Source organism: Caulobacter sp. SRI_008 (genome assembly GCF_057586355.1).
The window spans coordinates 1-16,456 of record NZ_JBYCZS010000014.1 but is presented as its reverse complement, the minus strand read 5'-3'; the positions used below and the strand labels follow the sequence as shown (position 1 = coordinate 16,456).

At 67.9% G+C, this 16,456-nt stretch carries 16 protein-coding genes; 11 read left to right on the top strand and 5 right to left on the bottom strand.

Annotation, left to right across the window (positions count from 1 at the left end):
- The first annotated feature begins 61 nt into the window (after nt 1–61).
- From AC2YHT_RS13825 to AC2YHT_RS13805, 5 genes are all read left to right on the top strand, one after another.
- Nucleotides 62–1,819 carry an ABC transporter permease gene (locus AC2YHT_RS13825; RefSeq protein WP_487290369.1) on the top strand — a complete coding sequence of 586 codons (1,758 nt, stop codon included), beginning with the start codon at nt 62–64 and terminating at the stop codon, nt 1,817–1,819.
- 12 nt (nt 1,820–1,831) lie between these two features.
- On the top strand, nt 1,832–3,145 hold the full coding sequence (locus tag AC2YHT_RS13820; protein ID WP_487290368.1) for an ABC transporter ATP-binding protein: 1,314 nt from the start codon (nt 1,832–1,834) through the stop codon (nt 3,143–3,145).
- Nucleotides 3,146–3,379: 234 nt separating this feature from the next.
- A complete protein-coding gene (locus AC2YHT_RS13815) occupies nt 3,380–3,526 on the top strand; it encodes a hypothetical protein (protein ID WP_199228323.1) in 147 nt (48 codons plus the stop codon).
- A 114-nt stretch (nt 3,527–3,640) separates the two neighbouring features.
- Nucleotides 3,641–4,606 carry an NAD(P)H-dependent flavin oxidoreductase gene (locus AC2YHT_RS13810; RefSeq protein ID WP_487290367.1) on the top strand — a complete coding sequence of 322 codons (966 nt, stop codon included), beginning with the start codon at nt 3,641–3,643 and terminating at the stop codon, nt 4,604–4,606.
- A gap of 127 nt (nt 4,607–4,733) precedes the next feature.
- Nucleotides 4,734–6,089, top strand: a complete 1,356-nt coding sequence (locus AC2YHT_RS13805; RefSeq protein ID WP_487290366.1) for a PI-PLC domain-containing protein — start codon at nt 4,734–4,736, stop codon at nt 6,087–6,089.
- Between the two features lie 6 nt (nt 6,090–6,095).
- Here AC2YHT_RS13805 and AC2YHT_RS13800 read toward each other — a convergent pair whose 3' ends face one another.
- Both AC2YHT_RS13800 and AC2YHT_RS13795 read right to left on the bottom strand, forming a co-directional pair.
- On the bottom strand, nt 6,096–6,866 hold the full coding sequence (locus AC2YHT_RS13800) for a Crp/Fnr family transcriptional regulator (protein WP_487290365.1): 771 nt from the start codon (nt 6,864–6,866) through the stop codon (nt 6,096–6,098).
- A 123-nt stretch (nt 6,867–6,989) separates the two neighbouring features.
- A complete protein-coding gene (locus tag AC2YHT_RS13795) occupies nt 6,990–7,199 on the bottom strand; it encodes a hypothetical protein (RefSeq protein WP_110118296.1) in 210 nt (69 codons plus the stop codon).
- A gap of 215 nt (nt 7,200–7,414) precedes the next feature.
- Between AC2YHT_RS13795 and AC2YHT_RS13790 the strand changes: the two genes are divergently transcribed.
- The 5 genes from AC2YHT_RS13790 to AC2YHT_RS13770 all read left to right on the top strand — a co-directional run bounded on the left by AC2YHT_RS13790 (nt 7,415) and on the right by AC2YHT_RS13770 (nt 11,325).
- Nucleotides 7,415–7,846: a TIGR02301 family protein gene (locus AC2YHT_RS13790; protein ID WP_487290364.1), complete on the top strand. Its 432-nt coding sequence runs from the start codon at nt 7,415–7,417 to the stop codon at nt 7,844–7,846.
- A 77-nt stretch (nt 7,847–7,923) separates the two neighbouring features.
- Nucleotides 7,924–8,901 carry an SPFH domain-containing protein gene (locus AC2YHT_RS13785; RefSeq protein ID WP_487290495.1) on the top strand — a complete coding sequence of 326 codons (978 nt, stop codon included), beginning with the start codon at nt 7,924–7,926 and terminating at the stop codon, nt 8,899–8,901.
- 4 nt (nt 8,902–8,905) lie between these two features.
- Nucleotides 8,906–9,370, top strand: coding sequence for an NfeD family protein (locus AC2YHT_RS13780; RefSeq protein ID WP_487290363.1), 465 nt, complete (start codon nt 8,906–8,908; stop codon nt 9,368–9,370).
- Between the two features lie 252 nt (nt 9,371–9,622).
- Entirely contained in the window at nt 9,623–10,567 is a 945-nt protein-coding gene (locus AC2YHT_RS13775) for an ABC transporter ATP-binding protein (protein ID WP_487290494.1), read from the top strand.
- Nucleotides 10,564–11,325, top strand: a complete 762-nt coding sequence (locus AC2YHT_RS13770) for an ABC transporter permease (RefSeq protein ID WP_487290362.1) — start codon at nt 10,564–10,566, stop codon at nt 11,323–11,325. The genes AC2YHT_RS13775 and AC2YHT_RS13770 overlap by 4 nt, the downstream gene beginning before the upstream one ends.
- A gap of 167 nt (nt 11,326–11,492) precedes the next feature.
- Here the strand turns inward: AC2YHT_RS13770 and AC2YHT_RS13765 are convergent, their stop codons facing one another.
- The gene (locus AC2YHT_RS13765; protein ID WP_487290361.1) at nt 11,493–13,916 is read right to left on the bottom strand and encodes a TonB-dependent receptor; all 2,424 of its coding nucleotides are present in this window, start codon (nt 13,914–13,916) and stop codon (nt 11,493–11,495) included.
- Nucleotides 13,917–14,168: 252 nt separating this feature from the next.
- On the opposite strand from AC2YHT_RS13765, the gene AC2YHT_RS13760 reads away from it, so the two are divergent.
- Nucleotides 14,169–14,828 (top strand): hypothetical protein, encoded by a 660-nt coding sequence (locus AC2YHT_RS13760; protein ID WP_487290360.1) that lies wholly within the window; start codon nt 14,169–14,171, stop codon nt 14,826–14,828.
- Nucleotides 14,829–15,026: 198 nt separating this feature from the next.
- Here AC2YHT_RS13760 and AC2YHT_RS13755 read toward each other — a convergent pair whose 3' ends face one another.
- The gene (locus tag AC2YHT_RS13755; RefSeq protein ID WP_487290359.1) at nt 15,027–16,007 is read right to left on the bottom strand and encodes an L-threonylcarbamoyladenylate synthase; all 981 of its coding nucleotides are present in this window, start codon (nt 16,005–16,007) and stop codon (nt 15,027–15,029) included.
- Nucleotides 15,935–16,456: YceI family protein (locus AC2YHT_RS13750; protein ID WP_487290358.1), on the bottom strand; the 522-nt coding region annotated here is incomplete at its 5' end. The genes AC2YHT_RS13750 and AC2YHT_RS13755, both read right to left, overlap by 73 nt.

The window sequence follows — 16,456 nt, the reverse complement described above, 5'->3', positions numbered from 1 at the left end:
AGGGGTTCAACGGGCTCCTTGCTGACGGCCGGTCGCGGCCACAGTCACAAGGACAAGCCCCATGGTTTTCCTCTCCGGAGACCTCAAGGCCGCGCGTCCGCTCGCGCGCTTTCTTCGCGCCGGAACCGTCCCCTCGTGGGCGGATCTGGTCGCCTTCCTCCTGCTCGCCGCCGCGGCCGTCCTGGTCGTGCGCGGGGCCGAGGACATGAGCCAGCCCCTGGCGGCCCTGCACGCCGCCCCGGTCACGCTCGATCCCGCCCGCCTGCCTGAATACGCCCTGCGCACGACGCTGCGGATGTTCCTGGCCCTCTTCGCCTCGCTCGTCTTCACGTTCACGGTCGCCACCCTGGCCGCCAAGAGCCGCAAGGCCGAGCTGCTGATCGCGCCCGCCCTCGACATCCTGCAGTCCGTGCCGGTGCTGGGCTTCCTGACCTTCACGGTCACCTTCTTCATGGGCCTGTTCCCCGGCCGTCAGCTGGGCGTGGAATGCGCGGCGATCTTCGCGATCTTCACCAGCCAGGCCTGGAACATGGCCTTCAGCTTCTACCAGTCGCTGCGGACCATCCCGGCCGACCTGGACGACGTCAGCCGCCAGTTCGGCTTCTCGCCCTGGCGCCGGTTCGTCCGGCTGGAGCTGCCGTTCGCCACGCCCGGCCTGGTCTGGAACGTGATGATGTCGATGTCGGGCGGCTGGTTCTTCGTGGTGGCGTCCGAGGCCATCACCGTGGGCGACACCACCGTCACCCTGCCCGGGATCGGCTCGTGGCTGTCGGTCGCCATCGCCCGCCAGGATATGCGGGCCCTGGCCCTGGGCGTGGCCGCCATGGCCGTGGTCATCGTGCTCTACGACCAGCTGGTGTTCCGTCCCGTCGTGGCCTGGGCCGACAAGTTCCGCTTCGAACAGACCGCCAGCCAGCAGCGCCCGGCCTCGTGGCTGTACGACCTGCTGCGCCGGGCCGTCTGGATCCGGTCGCTGGCCCGGCCGCTGGCGAGGCTGTCCTGCGCCCTCTCCGGCCTGCGTCCGCCCGTCCGCCTGCCGCCCCTGCGCCTGCCCGCGCAGCCCGCGGCGCTGGGCAGGGTCCTGGACGGCCTCTGGCTGGCGCTGGTCGCCATCGCGGTCGTCGGCGGCGCCGGGCTGCTGTGGTCGTTCCTCGGCCAGCGCCTGACCCTCGGCGACCTGGGCCAGGTCTCGTTGCTGGGCCTGGCGACCCTGGTCCGGGTCGTCGTGCTGATCGCCCTGGCCACCCTCGTCTGGGTCCCGATCGGCGTCTGGATCGGCCTGCGCCCGGCCTGGGCCGAACGCCTGCAGCCGATCGCCCAGTTCCTGGCGGCCTTCCCGGCCAACGTGCTGTTTCCGTTCGCGGTGGCGGCCATCGTCGCCCTGCGCCTGGACCCGAACATCTGGCTCTCGCCGCTGATGGTGTTCGGCACCCAGTGGTACATCCTGTTCAACGTCATCGCCGGGGCCAGCGCCATTCCGGGCGACCTGAAGGAGGCCGCCGGCATGTTCGGCCTCAGGGGCTGGCAGTGGTGGCGGCAGGTCGCGATCCCGGGGATCTTTCCCTACTACGTGACCGGCGCGCTCACCGCCTCGGGCGGGTCGTGGAACGCCAGCATCGTGGCCGAGGCGGTCAGCTGGGGCCATGAGCGCCTCGAGGCCGCGGGCCTGGGCGCCTACATCGCCAGGGCCACCGCCGCCGGCGACAGCGCCCGCGTCGCCCTGGGCGTGGCCGTCATGTCCGTCTTCGTCATCGTCTTCAATCGCGTGCTCTGGCGGCCGATGTACCGCTTCGCCGAGCGCCGTCTCCGTCTGGCCTAAGGGAGAGCATCCATGACCTGCTTCACCCCCACCCAATCGCCCGCCCTGGTCGAAGCCAAGGCCATCCGTCACCTGTACGGCAAGGCCGAAGGCGCGAACCTGCTGGTGCTCGACAATGTCGACCTGACCCTCGACGAGAACGAGATCGTCGGCCTGCTGGGCCGCTCGGGCTCGGGCAAGTCGACCCTGCTGCGGTCGATCGCCGGCCTGATCAAGCCGACCTCGGGCGACATCGTCTTCCCGCCGCGCGAGGACGGCCCGACCACGGTCAGCATGGTGTTCCAGAGCTTCGCGCTCTTCCCCTGGCTGACCGTGCTGCAGAACGTCGAGGTCGGGCTGGAGGCCAAGGGCGTGCGCCCGGACGAGCGCCGTCGCCGGGCCCTGGCCGCCATCGACCTGATCGGTCTGGACGGTTTCGAGAACGCCTATCCCAAGGAGCTGTCGGGCGGCATGCGCCAGCGCGTGGGCCTGGCCCGCGCCCTGGTGGTCGATCCCTCGATCCTGCTGATGGACGAGCCGTTCTCGGCCCTCGACGTGCTGACCGCCGAGACCCTGCGCACCGACCTGCTCGACCTGTGGAACGAGGGCCGGATGCCGATCAAGTCGATCCTGATGGTCACCCACAACATCGAGGAGGCCGTGCTGATGTGCGACCGCATCCTGGTGTTCTCGTCCAATCCGGGCCGGGTGGCGTCGACGGTCAAGGTCGACCTGCCGCAGCCGCGCAACCGCCAGGATCCGGCCTTCCGGGCCCTGGTCGAGCGGATCTACGCCCAGATGACCCGGCCCGACCAGGCGGCGGCGAGCGCCCGTGACGGGGTCTTTCCCGGCATGGGCCTTGGTATGGTGCTGCCGCGCGTCTCGACCAACGTCATGGCCGGCCTGATCGAGGCGGTTTGCGCCGCGCCGTTCGACGGCCGGGCGCACATGCCCGAGCTGGCCCGGGTGCTGCGGTACGAGGCCGACGCGCTCTTTCCGATCGCCGAGACCTTGCAGCTGCTGCGCCTGGCCGAACTGCGCGAGGGCGATCTGGTGCTGACGCCCACGGCCCGTCGCTACGCCGAGGCCGACGTCGATGCGCGCAAGTCGATCTTCGCCCAGCAGCTGCTGGCCCACGTTCCCCTGGCCGCCCACGTGCGCCGGGTGCTGGACGATCGGCCCAGCCACGCCGCCCCCGCCAGCCGGTTCCGCGACGAGCTGGAGGACTTCATGTCCCCCGACTACGCCGACCAGACCCTGCGCGCGGCGACCAATTGGAGCCGCTACGCCGAGGTCTTCTCCTATGACGAGAGCGCCGACCGCTTCTCGCTGGACGACCCGGCCTAGCCGCCGATGGCGAAAGCCCGCGAGCGCTGTCCCTAGGCCTGACCGTGCGGCGCTAGACGTGCGAGGCGGGGCGGGCCCTCATGGCCTGCCCCGTCCAATCCTGGACCCGCGAGTCCACAATAACCCCTTGAAAAATGGGGACTTGTCGAACCTTCGCTTCGGTGAGACGCTTTCCTCCGTGAACGGCAGTCCTGACGTCAGATCGGGGCGCTGCTTGCAGAGGAAACGAGAGAGATGACCCCGCAAGACATCGTGGGCCCCTACATCGCGGGTTTGGCCCCGCCGCGTGGTTTCCTGGCGATGGTCGCCGTCATGCTGGCGGCGATGGCCGCCTGCTTCTGGACGCCGGAACTGGATCCCGAGCGCATCCTCGACGAATAGCGCCCCAGGACCACCGCCCCGCGCCTGACCTCGCGGCACGCTTGCCGCCAGCAAGGGCGAGCGCACTCTCCCCCGGACGGCCCCGCCAGAGGGTCGCGAACGGGAGACGCCGCCATGACCCTGCGCACGCCGATCTGCGACCTGCTGAACATCGAGCACCCGATCCTGCTGGCCGGCATGGGCGGGGTTTCGTACGCGCCGCTGGCGGCGGCGGTCTCCAACGCCGGCGGCTACGGCGTGCTGGGCATGGCCGGAACCTCGCCCAATTTCATCCGCGAGCAGATGCGACAGGTGAAGGCCCTGACCGACAGGCCGTTCGGCGTCGACCTGCTGGCCGCCACGCCCGACGCCCTGACCGCCAGCGTCGAGGTCATCATCGAGGAGGGCGCCAGCGCCTTCATCGCGGGCCTGGGCGTGCCCTCGGCGATCCTGGCGCGACTGCACGAGGCGGGGCTGAAGGTGATGGTGGTCTGCGGCACGGTGCGCCACGCGGTGAAGGCGCAGGAGGCCGGCTGCGACGCGGTGATCTGCCAGGGCGGCGAAGGCGGCGGCCACACGGGCCTCGTCGGCACCCTGCCGCTGGTGGCCCAGGCGGTGGAGGCGGTCGACATCCCGGTGATCGCCGCCGGCGGCCTGCACGACGGTCGCGGGCTGGCGGCGGCCCTGGCGCTGGGGGCGCAAGGCGTCTGGATGGGCACCCGCTTCATCGCCAGCGCCGAGGCCCACGCCGGCGCGCTCTATCAGGACGCCATCCTGGCCGCCCGCGACGAGGACACCGTCCGCACCCGCTGCTATTCCGGCAAGCCGATGCGGGTGCGCGCCAACCCCTATGTCGACGACTGGGAGGCCCGGGCCGGCGACATCCAGCCCTTCCCCCTGCAGGCCATGGCCAGCGTCCAGGCCGGGGTGCTGGGCGGCATCGCCGGCCAGACCGAGGGCCTGGACCCCGAGCGCTCGTGCCTGGCCATGGGCCAGAGCGCCGGCGGGATCACCGACGTACGCCCGGCGGCCGAGATCGTGGCCAGCCTGGTCGCGGAGGCGGAATCGGCGATCAGGCGGACGGCGGGACTGCTCTCCTGAGACGCTCTTTGTGAAAATACATCCTGAAGTGACGATTTTCACAAAAGCGCGGCAAGGTTGCTCCTAGGGTCCGCGCGCCTGGCCATGGGGCGCCGGGCGCAAGGGGAACGTCCCCAGGGGACCGCACATGACCTACCGCGCCGTCGCTTGCTACAATCGCGCCACCAACACGTTCGTCGGCTATCTCGCCACCCACGACAACTACACGACCATCGTGCAGGCCAAGGGCGACGCCGCCCCGCTCAAGTGGGGCTACGACGGCTCCGATCTCTACCTGACCAAGGAAACCAGCCCATACAACCGCTATCTCGGCGACGGCGGCGACGACGACGTCGGCGACCGCGCCGACTGGGGGCTATGGGGCGGCAAATACGCCGCGCCGGTGGTCTATCATGGCGACGGCAGCGTCTCCCTCGCGGGCGCGCCCGACCGCCGGCTGAAGTTCCCCTCGGGTCAGAGCAACGTCTACTGGTCGACCGACAACTATGACGACGACATCATCGTCGTCGCCCTGCCCCATCCCCGCGCCTGGATGAAGGACCTGCCGCCGGCCACCCTGATCGGCGACATCAACCTGCCCGGCACGCACGACAGCGCCGCGATCGATCCCACCGTCGTCACCGCCTATTCCTGCCATTACCGCAGCATCACCCAGCAGCTGCAGGCGGGCGTGCGCCTGCTGGACGTGCGCCTGCTGATCGACACGGTGCAGGGACAGCACGGCACGACCTACGTCTTCCAGACCTGCCACGGCGACCATGGACAGGGACGCCGCGCCAACGTCTTCCAGAGCTTCAACTCGCTGATGGACGAGTGCGCCGACTTCCTCATCGGCCAGCCGACCGAATTCATCGCCATGTCGCTGAAGATCGACGACCAGAACGGCGTGCCCGACGCCGACCTGCCCGACGTCCTGGACGTGCTCGACGCCCTCCTGCTGGGAGCCGGGATCAAGCCCTGGATGGGCGACATGCCGTCCCTGGAGACGATGAAGGGCAAGATCTACCTTCTCGACCGGATCGTGCCCGCCCTGATCGACCCCAATCGCAACCCGCCGCTCGACGCGAAGACCAAGGCCAAGGTGGAGACGCACAGCTACGGCGTGCCGCTGGGCATCGCCGACAACACGCCGGGCCAGCTGATGCCGGCCGACCCGAGACGCAATTTCGAGATCTACGTCCAGGACAAGTACGAGCACCTGGCCATCAATTTCGACGGGGCGTTCGACGCCAAGTATGCGCTCTTCATGGCCGCCCTCGCCAAAAAGCCCGCCGGCGGCCTGCTGGTCAATTTCGCCAGCGGAACCTGGGGACTGATGGGCGTCTACATCCAGGGCTCGGTGGCCTACAACATCGTCCAGGCCCGGACGACGACCCTGGGGTGGTCGCTTTACGACTACGAGGAGAGCGTGGCCTCGACCGACCTCGGAGACCTCACCGTGGTCGAGGCGGTCATCGCCTCGAACTTCGGCTATCCGAGCTGAGGCGCCTCAGCCGGCGTCGAGGGCCAGTTCCGGCAGCAGCTTGTGGAAATGGGCCTCGACCTGGGCGTGGCACTCGCAGGCCCGGCGCTCCAGCTTGCGGCGGTCGCGGATCTCGACGCGGCCGCGGCGGGTCTGGATGATGCCGTCGGCCTGCAGGACCTTGGCCGCGGCGGTGACGGTGGTGCGCTGCACGCCCATCATGTCGGCCAGGGCCTCCTGGGTCAGGCGCACGATGTCCTCGCCGGCTCGGTCGTGGGCGGCCAGCAGCCAGCGGCAGCAGCGCTGCTCGATGGTGTGCAGGGCGTTGCAGGCCACCGACTGCATCATCTGGGCGATCATGGCGTCGGCATAGCGGGTGAAGAGGTCGCCCAAGGCCGGGAAACGCTGGCGCATCTCGTCGAGGCGGGCGGTCTGGACGGTGAAGGCCGGTCCCGGCGCCTGCACCACCGCCCGGCCGTAGGCGGGCTTGAGGCCGCCGCTGACCACGCCGCCCAGCGCGCCCTCCCAGCCGACGGTGGCCGCCTCGACCTCGCGGCCCTCAGGCGTCAGCACCAGCAGCGAGACCATGGTCGGCCGGCAGGGCAGATAGGTGGTGCGCACGTCCTCGCCGACGTCGAACAGCACCGTCCCGCGGGCCAGGGCGGTCAGGGTCATGGCCGATTTGAGCGCCGCGCGCGCGTCCTCGGGCATGGCCAGCAGCAGGCGGTTGCCGGCATAGGCGTGGTGCACCCGCTCGGCGCGGGTGTCTCGGTCGTTCATTTCTGCGGAGTCGGCCATGGCGGCATCCAACGGCGGCGCTTGCTCGTCGGTTAAAGCGCGCGGACCGAGGGTTTCGTTGCGTGGACCTGTCGGGACGCCGACACGCGCCGCGCGTCAGCTCATCCCTCTCAGCTCATCCCATCAACTCATCAAGGTGGGCCGGTGCAGCTGGCCGGTCTCGTCCTGGAGGTGCATGCGCACCGGTATGCCGACGCCCGTGGCCTGCTCGGCCAGGCGGTTGGCGGCCTTTTCGGCCTCGTGGCGGCTGCGATAAGCCCCGAACCTGAGCTGGTCGCCGATGATGGTCCACCGGTCGCCCACCTGGACGACGCCGTAGTGCACTTCAGCCATGACACGTCCTCCCTTCTGCGCTGTCGGAGTTGGTCGTTTCTCGCCACCCCTGACTTATCCACAGCCTGATCCCGATCCTTGTTGATAGCAAGGCCCTGAAGAGTCGAAGTTTCGACTTGAAATGGGCAAGCGCCGCTGTGGATATCCTCAAGGTTGATTTCGCCCCTCGCGGGCGAGGCGATGACAGGCGGGGCGCTTGCGGCGATAGTGCCCGCATGCTTCGCGCCCGCCTCGCCACTCCGTTCCTGGCCGCCCTGCTGCTGGCCGCACCGGCCGTGACCAGCGCCCAGGACCGCGCGCCGGCCGAGCGCCAGCGGCTGCTGGACCTGGCCTACGCCATCGGCCAGAGCCACGCCCTGCGCCAGGCCTGCGAGGGCGTCGGCGACCAGTTCTGGCGGGCCCGCATGGTGCGGCTGACCGAGGTGGAGCAGGCCGACCAGACCTTCGACGGCCAGCTGCGCGACCGCTTCAACGGCGGCTACGCCGCGGCCCAGGCCGCCCATCCCGAGTGCAGCCCCGAAAGCCGCCGGGCCGAGCGCCAGGCCGCTCTTCGCGGCCGGGCTCTGGCCAACAAGCTGTCGCAGACGGTGCGGATCAACGAGCAAGCTGCGCCGGATTCCGTGGCGGAAGGGCGAGCGGCGCGCTAAATTCTCCTCATGGACGCACGGCGACTGGCGGCTTGGGCCGCCGGGCCGCGTCTCGGGAGGCTTTCGTGACCGCTTTTCTGGTCCCCCTGGTGCTTCTGGTGCTGGCGATCCTGCTGGTCGTCAACGTCATCAAGATCGTGCCGCAAGGCCGCGAATTCACCGTCGAGCGGTTCGGCCGCTACACCCGCACCCTGAAGCCCGGCATCAGCATCCTCACCCCGTTCGTCGAGACGGTGGGCCGCCGGGTCAACATGATGGAGCAGGTGCTCGACGTTCCCAAGCAGGAGGTCATCACCAAGGACAACGTGTCGGTGACCGTCGACGCCATCGTCTTCATCCAGGTGATGGACGCCCCCGCCGCGGCCTATCGCGTCGACAACCTGATCTACGCCATCACCCAGCTGGCCCAGACCAACCTGCGCACCGTGGTCGGCTCGATGGAGCTGGACGAGGTGCTGAGCCAGCGCGACCACATCAACTCGCGCCTGCTGGCCACCATCGACGAAGCCACCAGCCCCTGGGGCGTCAAGATGGCCCGCATCGAGATCAAGGACCTGACCCCGCCGGCCGACATCACCAACGCCATGGCCCGTCAGATGAAGGCCGAGCGTGAGCGCCGCGCCGTCATCACCGAGGCCGAGGGCGAGAAGCAGGCCCAGATCGCCCGCGCCGAGGGCGCCAAGCAGTCGGCCATCCTGCAGGCCGAGGGCCGGCGCGAAGCGGCCTATCGCGACGCCGAGGCCCGCGAGCGCGAAGCCCAGGCCGAAGCAAAGGCCACCGCCTTCGTGTCGGAAGCCATCGCCCGCGGCGACGTCAACGCCATCAACTACTTCGTCGCCCAGAAGTACGTCGAGGCGTTCGGCGAGCTGGCCCGTTCGCCCAACGCCAAGACGGTGATCGTGCCGGCCGACTTCGCCGGCATCACCGGCACGGTGGCCGGAGTCGGCGAGCTGATCCGCTCGCTGGGCGGCCCCGACGCTCCGCCGCGTCCGACCCCGTCGCCGGCGGCGTCGCGTTCGAGCGCGGTTCCGTCCGCGCCGCGCAAGGGAGCCTGATCCCATGACCGGCCTGATCGATTTCTTCGTCGCCCATCCCTTCTGGCTGTGGTTGTCGATCGCGGCCGCGTTTCTGGCGATCGAGGTAGGCACCGGCACCGGCTGGCTGCTGTGGCCGGCCGCCTCGGCGGCGGCGGTCGGCGTCGTCGCCCTCCTCCTCCCGACCAGCCTGCCGGTGGAGATCGTCCTCTTCGCCGTGCTGACCATCGCCTCGACCTACCTGGCCCGCCGCTTCCTGCGGCCGGCCCTGGCCGGTCCCGACCCCGACCTCAACGACCCCACCCAGCGCCTGCTCGGCCGCCCGGCCGAAGTGGTCGCCGCCTTCGAGAACGGCCGCGGCCGCGTCTTCGTCGACGGCAAGGAGTGGGCGGCCCAGACCGAAGGCGAGGGCGAGGCCGAAAGCGCCCCGACGACCGGGACCCGCGTCTCGGTGGTGGGCGTGCACGGGGCGGTGCTGACGGTGCGGTGACAGCTGCTGACAGGTTCCGGCGCATAACGACGCTAGAGCCTCCGGCCTCTATCCTCTCCCGTCATTCCCGCCCTTGTGGCGGGAACCCCTCTGTCAGCCGCAAGTGCAGGTGGGGCGGATCGCCAGCGATCCGCTTGCGCCTCACGTGAAAGCGGAACCAGGGGTTCCCGCCACAAGGGCGGGAATGACGGGAGAAATGTAAGGCTCTGGCTTTTGCCCCTCCCCGCCCCCATCTGGCGCGGGACCGCACGCATCGAAGGGAACGACCGGGTGGAACCCATCATCACGGTGTCGGGTCTGACCAAGACCTACGCCTCGGGCCACCAGGCCCTGAAGACCGTCGACCTGACGATCAAGCGCGGCGAGATCTTCGCCCTGCTGGGTCCCAACGGCGCCGGCAAGACCACGCTGATCAGCATCATCTGCGGCATCGTGCGGCCCTCGACCGGTACGGTCGTCGCCGACGGCCACGACATCGCCCGCGAATACCGTCCGGCCCGCACCAAGATCGGCCTGGTGCCGCAGGAGCTGACCACCGACGCCTTCGAGACCGTCTGGGCCACCGTCACCTTCAGCCGCGGCCTGTTCGGCAAGCCGGCCAACCCGGCCCTGATCGAGAAGATCCTTCGCGACCTGTCGCTGTGGGACAAGAAGGACGCCAAGATCATGACCCTGTCGGGGGGCATGAAGCGGCGGGTGATGATCGCCAAAGCCCTGTCGCACGAGCCCTCGATCCTGTTCCTCGACGAACCCAGCGCCGGCGTCGACGTCGAGCTGCGCCGCGACATGTGGGAGATGGTGCGCAAGCTGCGCGAGACCGGCGTCACCATCATCCTGACCACCCACTACATCGAGGAGGCCGAGGAGATGGCCGACCGGGTGGGGGTGATCCGCAAGGGCGAGATCATCCTGGTCGAGGACAAGAAGGTGCTGATGCGCAAGCTGGGCAAGAAGCAGCTGACCCTGCACCTGCAGTCGCCCCTGGAAGCCGTGCCGGCGGGCCTGGATGAGTACGACCTGGCGCTGGCCGACGAGGGCCGCGAGCTGGTCTACAGCTTCGACGCCCAGGCCGAGGCCACCGGCATCGCCCCGCTGCTGCGCCGCCTGCACGCCGAGGGCGTCGACTTCACCGACCTCAACACCCGCCAGAGCTCTCTCGAAGAGATCTTCGTCAGCCTGGTGAAGGACCGGCCATGAACATCCACGCCATCGCCGCCATCTACCGCTTCGAGATGGCGCGGACCTTCCGCACCCTGGCCCAGAGCATCGCCGCGCCGGTGCTGTCGACCTCGCTCTATTTCGTGGTGTTCGGCGCGGCCATCGGCTCGCGCATGACCTCGGTCGACGGCGTGCCCTACGGCGCCTTCATCGTGCCGGGCCTGATCATGCTGTCGATCCTGACCGAGAGCCTGTCGAACGCCTCGTTCGGCATCTACATGCCCAAGTGGTCGGGCACGATCTACGAGGTGCTGTCGGCCCCCGTGTCGCCGTTCGAGATCGTGCTGGGCTATGTCGGCGCGGCCGCGTCGAAGTCGCTGATGCTGGGTGTGATCATCCTGGCCACGGCGCGCCTGTTCGTGCCGTTCGAGATCGAGCACCCGCTGTTCATGGCCGCCTTCCTGGTGCTGACCGCGGTGACCTTCAGTCTGTTCGGCTTCATCATCGGCATCTGGGCCGACAGCTTCGAGAAGCTGCAGATCGTGCCGCTGCTGGTGATCACGCCCCTGACCTTCCTGGGCGGCAGCTTCTATTCGATCGACATGCTGCCCGGCGCCTTCCGGACGGCCTCGCTGTTCAACCCGGTCGTCTATCTGATCAGCGGCTTCCGCTGGAGCTTCTTCGGCACGTCGGATGTCGGGGTGGGGATCAGCCTGGCCGCGACGGTGGGCGTGCTGGCGCTGTGCCTGGCGGTGGTCGGCTGGATCTTCAAGACCGGCTATCGGCTGAAGCAGTAGTTCTGCTCTCCCCAAATCCCGTCATTCCCGCCCTTGTGGCGGGAAACCCTCTGTCAGCCGCTAGGGCGGAAGGAGCGGCGCGCTGAGCGCGCCGCTTGAGCCTCACGTGCGAGCGGAACCAGGGGTTCCCGCCACAAGGGCGGGAATGACGGGAAGAAGAAAGGGCTTCAGTAGCTGGCCTTCAGGGTGAAGGCGAAGGCGCGGGCGTCGCCGGGGGTGCCGACCACCAGGCCCGAGTTGCCCGAGACCACGGTGATGTTCTGCAGGTACTCGGCGTCGAAGGCGTTGCGCACCGACACGAACGCTTCCCAGCCCGCTTCCGACTTGAAGCCGGCCCGCAGGTTGACGATCTCGTAGGCCTTGATGATCGTGTACCGCGAGTCCGAGCTGTCGGCGTAGTAGTTGGAGCGGAAGCTGGCGTCGGCGCCGGCATAGACCTCGCCGGCCAGACGGCCGAGGGTCGCCTCGCGGCGGTACTCGGCGCCGGCCGAACCGGCCCACTTCGACAAGCCCGGCAGCGGACGGCCCGACAGGTCGCACTGGGCGGTCGAGGTGCCGATCTTCTCCAGCGGACACGGCCCGTTCTTGAAGTCGGCGTACTTGCCCTCGGTCCAGGCCAGGTTGCCGTAGAACTTGAAGCCGCCGATCGAGCGGGTGGTGGCGTCCAGCTCGACGCCGCGCACCTCGACCTTCTCGACATTGGCCAGGTAGCCGCGCAGGGCGCCCGGACCGCTGTCGACGACGTTGGCCTGGTAGTCCTTCACGTCGGTGGCGAAGAGCGCCAGGTTGGCCGTCAGCAGGCGCTCGAACCACTGGGTCTTCAGGCCGATGTCGATGGTCGACACCTTTTCCGGACGGATCACCGCAGCCGAGGTCGACACCGTGTTGCTGCTGGTCAGCGGCAGCGACGTCATGTTGATGCCGCCCGACTTGTTGCCGCTCGACACCGTGGCGTAGGCGTTGATGTCGTCGGTCAGCTGGTAGACCACGGCGATCTGGCCCGACCAGGCGCCGTCGTCGGTCTTGGCCGAGAAGGTCTGCGGCCGGGCGATGCCCAGGCGACGGTTGATCAGGGTGGTGTCGGTGGTCACCGAACCGCCCGTGGTGGTCTGGATGTAGGCGCCGTCCTTCTTTTCCTGGGTGAAGCGCACGCCAGGCGTGACGCTCAGGCGGTCGTTGACCTTCCAGGTCAGCTGGCCGAAGGCGGCGTAGCTGGTGGTGTCGATCGTGCTGTCGTTGAACACCGTGTAGCCGTCGAGCAGCGACGAGGGCGTGTTGGTGGCCGGCAGCAGCCAGTACGAGGCGTCAGAGCCGTACTCGGTGACGCCGTGGGTCGTGACGTTCTGGTCGAAATAGTAGAGGCCCACGGTCCAGTCGAAGCGCTCGCCCTCGTTGTTGGACAGGCGGAACTCCTGGCTGAACTGCTTCTGGTGCGAGGGGTTGTTGGAGCGGCGGGTGACGTCCAGCGCGGTGTAGTCGCGGTCGTTGCGCGGCTCCCAGTCCCATTCGCGGTGGGCGGTGACCGAGGTCAGGGTCACCGGGCCGAAGTCGTAGTCGGCCACCGCCGACAGGCCGTTGACCCACTGGTCGGCCTGGATCGGATCGTCGATGTCGGAGATCCGGTCATAGGGGTTGGTGCTGGCGACGGTGTAGTTCTTGCCGGCGGCCAGGGCGGCGTACTGCTGGGCGGTCGGCTTCAGGGTCGTGCCGACCGTGACATAGACCTGGGTGCAGCACTCGGGTTGCTGGAAGGCGTAGTCGCCGTAGAGCTTGACCGTCAGCTGCTCGTTCGGGGTGAACTTCAGCTGGCCGCGGTAACCCGTGCTCGAGCGCGCGTTCTGCCAGGTGTTGCTCTTGGGATTGTAGAGGTCGCCATCGCGCCAGGTGCCGACGAACGACAGGCGCCCGGCCAGCACGCCCTCGATCAGCGGCCCGGCCACCGTGGCCTTGAACTGACGGAAGTTGAGGCTGCCGTAGCTGGCCTCGGCGTCGGCCTCGAACTTCTGGGTGGCGTCGCGGGTGGTGATGTTCAGCGCGCCAGCCGTGGTGTTCTTGCCAAACAGCGTGCCCTGCGGGCCGCGCAGCACTTCGATCTGCTGGATGTCGATGAAGTCGAGCGTCGCGGCGCCCGGACGCGAATTATAGACTTGGTCCACATAGATGCCGACGCCCTGCTCCAGGCCGTCATTGGCCAGGCCGTAGCTGGCGCCCAGACCGCGGATGGTCAGGGCGGTGTTGCGCGGGTTGGGCGACAGGACTTGAAGCGTCGGAACCAGCTGGGTCAGGGCGACGATGCTGTTGACGCCGGTCTGGGTCAGGGTCTCGGCCGAGGTCACGGTCAGCGCGATCGGCACCTCCTGGGCGCTCTCCTCGCGGCGGCGGGCGGTGACGAACACCTGGCCGACGGCCGAAGCGTCGGTGGCGGTCGGATCAGCCGGGTCGGCGGCGGGCGTCGCGGCGGCGGCGACATCGGCGGCCGGCGCCAGGTCGGCGGCCAGCACGGCGCCGGCGGTGGTGGACAGAAGCACGCTCAGCAGCGCGGCGCGGCCGACGCCCTTGGCCGAAAGGCCGCCCGAAATTCCGATAGCCACGAGAGCCCCCTCGTTTTGAGATAACGCCATTCGGCGTGTTGGGGAGCGTGATAGTTACCTATTCCTATCGGTGAAATAGAGAATGGGTGGGCAGGGGGAGAGTTTTTCTGCGGGGTGTACGGAGGGGTGGGGGGCAGTAGCACAATGGCCAACCTTGGTTCCTGCGATCGACACTCGAAGGATGCCCACGCCCCATCGAATAATTGATTATATCGTATAGCTTTCCAAACACCAATTAAGCAGGAAGCACACATGAACCCGCTAGATTTTCTAAAAATATCTATAGATTTGCAAATTTCTTTAGGCTGCGGGTACACAGCCTACATGCTTGCCTACACTGGCAGGCGGCGCTCCATGACCGATTTTGACAGAATATTCTCAGTTATTGCGTTTGGGTCGGTAGCAAGTTTTGTTATTTTTTCCGCCAGAAAAGTCGGAATGATAATATATGCGCCTCTCGCTTTACTCATATCCGTATCAATCGCCCTAGCATGGAGAAAGTATCTGCAAAAAATATCATATGCCGTTCTCCGGCATCTAAATATATCATGGGCGGATGAATTTCCGACTGCTCTTGGATCTATCGCCCACGACACCGATAACTACATAACGCAAATCGCCGTCCAACTTGACGACGGGACTTGGCTGAGATGCGATAACACATCCGAATTTTCTAATTCCCCATTCGGGCCATGCGTCATAGGCGAGGGAGGCGATATCGCTATCTACCTTACCCACGAAGAACTTAAGGATTCCATCCCCAAAGAACTATCTACAGTTAAAGATTCAAAATGGGGAGATAGAATAACTTATATTCCAGCCGCAAAAATAAAACGCATCACAATGCGGCACACACCCATAGTCAATCATCTTTCGACGGAGGAGGAGGTGTCGCAACTTGGGACGTTGTAGAAGGGTCGCTTGAAGGAACGCCGAGAGAAAGAGGAGAGGGAGTCTTGGGCTGAACAGAGCCCCTTTCAACATGCTCCCACGTCTTCGGAAGAGCGCTATTACCAACAAACACGCGTTTGTCCGTCACGTTACAATCTCCCATGTTCACCTTACATTCCACCCGCGCCGCATTTTGTCGAGCAATAATGCGTATCAACGCTACCCCACAAACCCCGCCGCGCGGCGTAGGCGGTCGTTGATCGCCTCGCCCAGCCCCTCGTCGGGGATCTTCGCCACGGCGATCGCCGTCGGCTTCAGGCGGTCGGCCGCCCGCAGGTAGGCGAAGAGGTTCGCGGCGGCTTCGGCGAGGTCGCCGGAGGGGCTGAGGTTCAGGACGCCCTCCCCTTCCGGCCATTCCCCGAAGGCCAGGAACGCTTCCCCTTCCTTCGGCGCCTCGGCGTCGATGCGCACCGGGGCGTCGGGGGCGTAGTGGAGGGCGAGGCGGCCGGGGGAGCGCTTGGCGTCGTCGTCGGCTTCGGCGAGGGGGCCGACTATGGCCTCCAGTTGGGCGCGGGTGACGGCGCCGGGGCGCAGCAGGCGCACGGGGCCGTCGAGCACCGCGACGACGGTGGACTCCAGGCCCACGGTGCACGGCCCGCCGTCGAGGGCGGCGGCGCATTTGTCGCCGGTCTCGGCGAAGGCGTCGGCGTAGGTGGTGGGGCTGGGGCGGCCCGAGCGGTTGGCCGAGGGGGCCACGACCGGTCCGCCGAAGGCCGCCAGCACGGCGCGGGCCAGCGGGTGGCCGGGCACGCGGATGGCGACGGTCTCCAGCCCCGCGCGGGCCAGGTCGCAGACGGCCGAGGGGTCGGCGATCGGGGCGACGATGGTCAGGGGGCCGGGCCAGAACGCTTCGGCGAGGGCGCTGGCCCGGTCGTCGAAGGCGGCGATGCGGGCGGCGGTTTCGGCGTCGGCGACGTGAGCGATCAGCGGGTTGAAGCGCGGGCGGCCCTTGGCCTCGAAGATCGCCGCCACGGCCGTGGGGTTCGACGCGTCGGCCCCCAGGCCATAGACGGTTTCGGTGGGCAGCAGCACCAGGCCCCCGGCAACGAGGGCCTCGGCGGCTTTGGCTACGACTTCTTCTTGGCGGTCAGGGCGAAGCTCACCTTGATCTTGCCCGGTATCTGATCCGTCGACGCCCATTCGCCCTGTCCAACCCCGAACACGGTCCGGTCGACGGTGGTTACACCGCGGGCCTTGGCCGTGTCGCCGTCGATCTTCAGGCTGAAGGGCAGGCTGAGCGGCTTTTTGGTCCCGCGCAGGTCCAGCGTCCCGTCGGCGACGAAGCGGCCCTCGGCGGTCTTGCGGAACTTGGTGGCGGTGAAGGTCGCCTTGGGCGTGGCCGAGGTGTTGAAGAAGTCGGGACCCTGCAGGCTCTCGTCGCGCTGGCCGTCGCCCGTGCCGGCCGAGGCCAGGTCGACGCTGACGGTCAGCTTGGAGCGGTCCAGGGCTTCCGGCGAGAACAGGATGTCGGCGGTCCAGCGGCTGAACGTGCCGTGGATCGGGGTGTCGGCCCAGGCCAGGTCGAAATCGAGGTGCGAGCCCTTCTGCACGGCCCAGGCGACCGGGTCCTTCAGGGCGCTGTCGGCCGG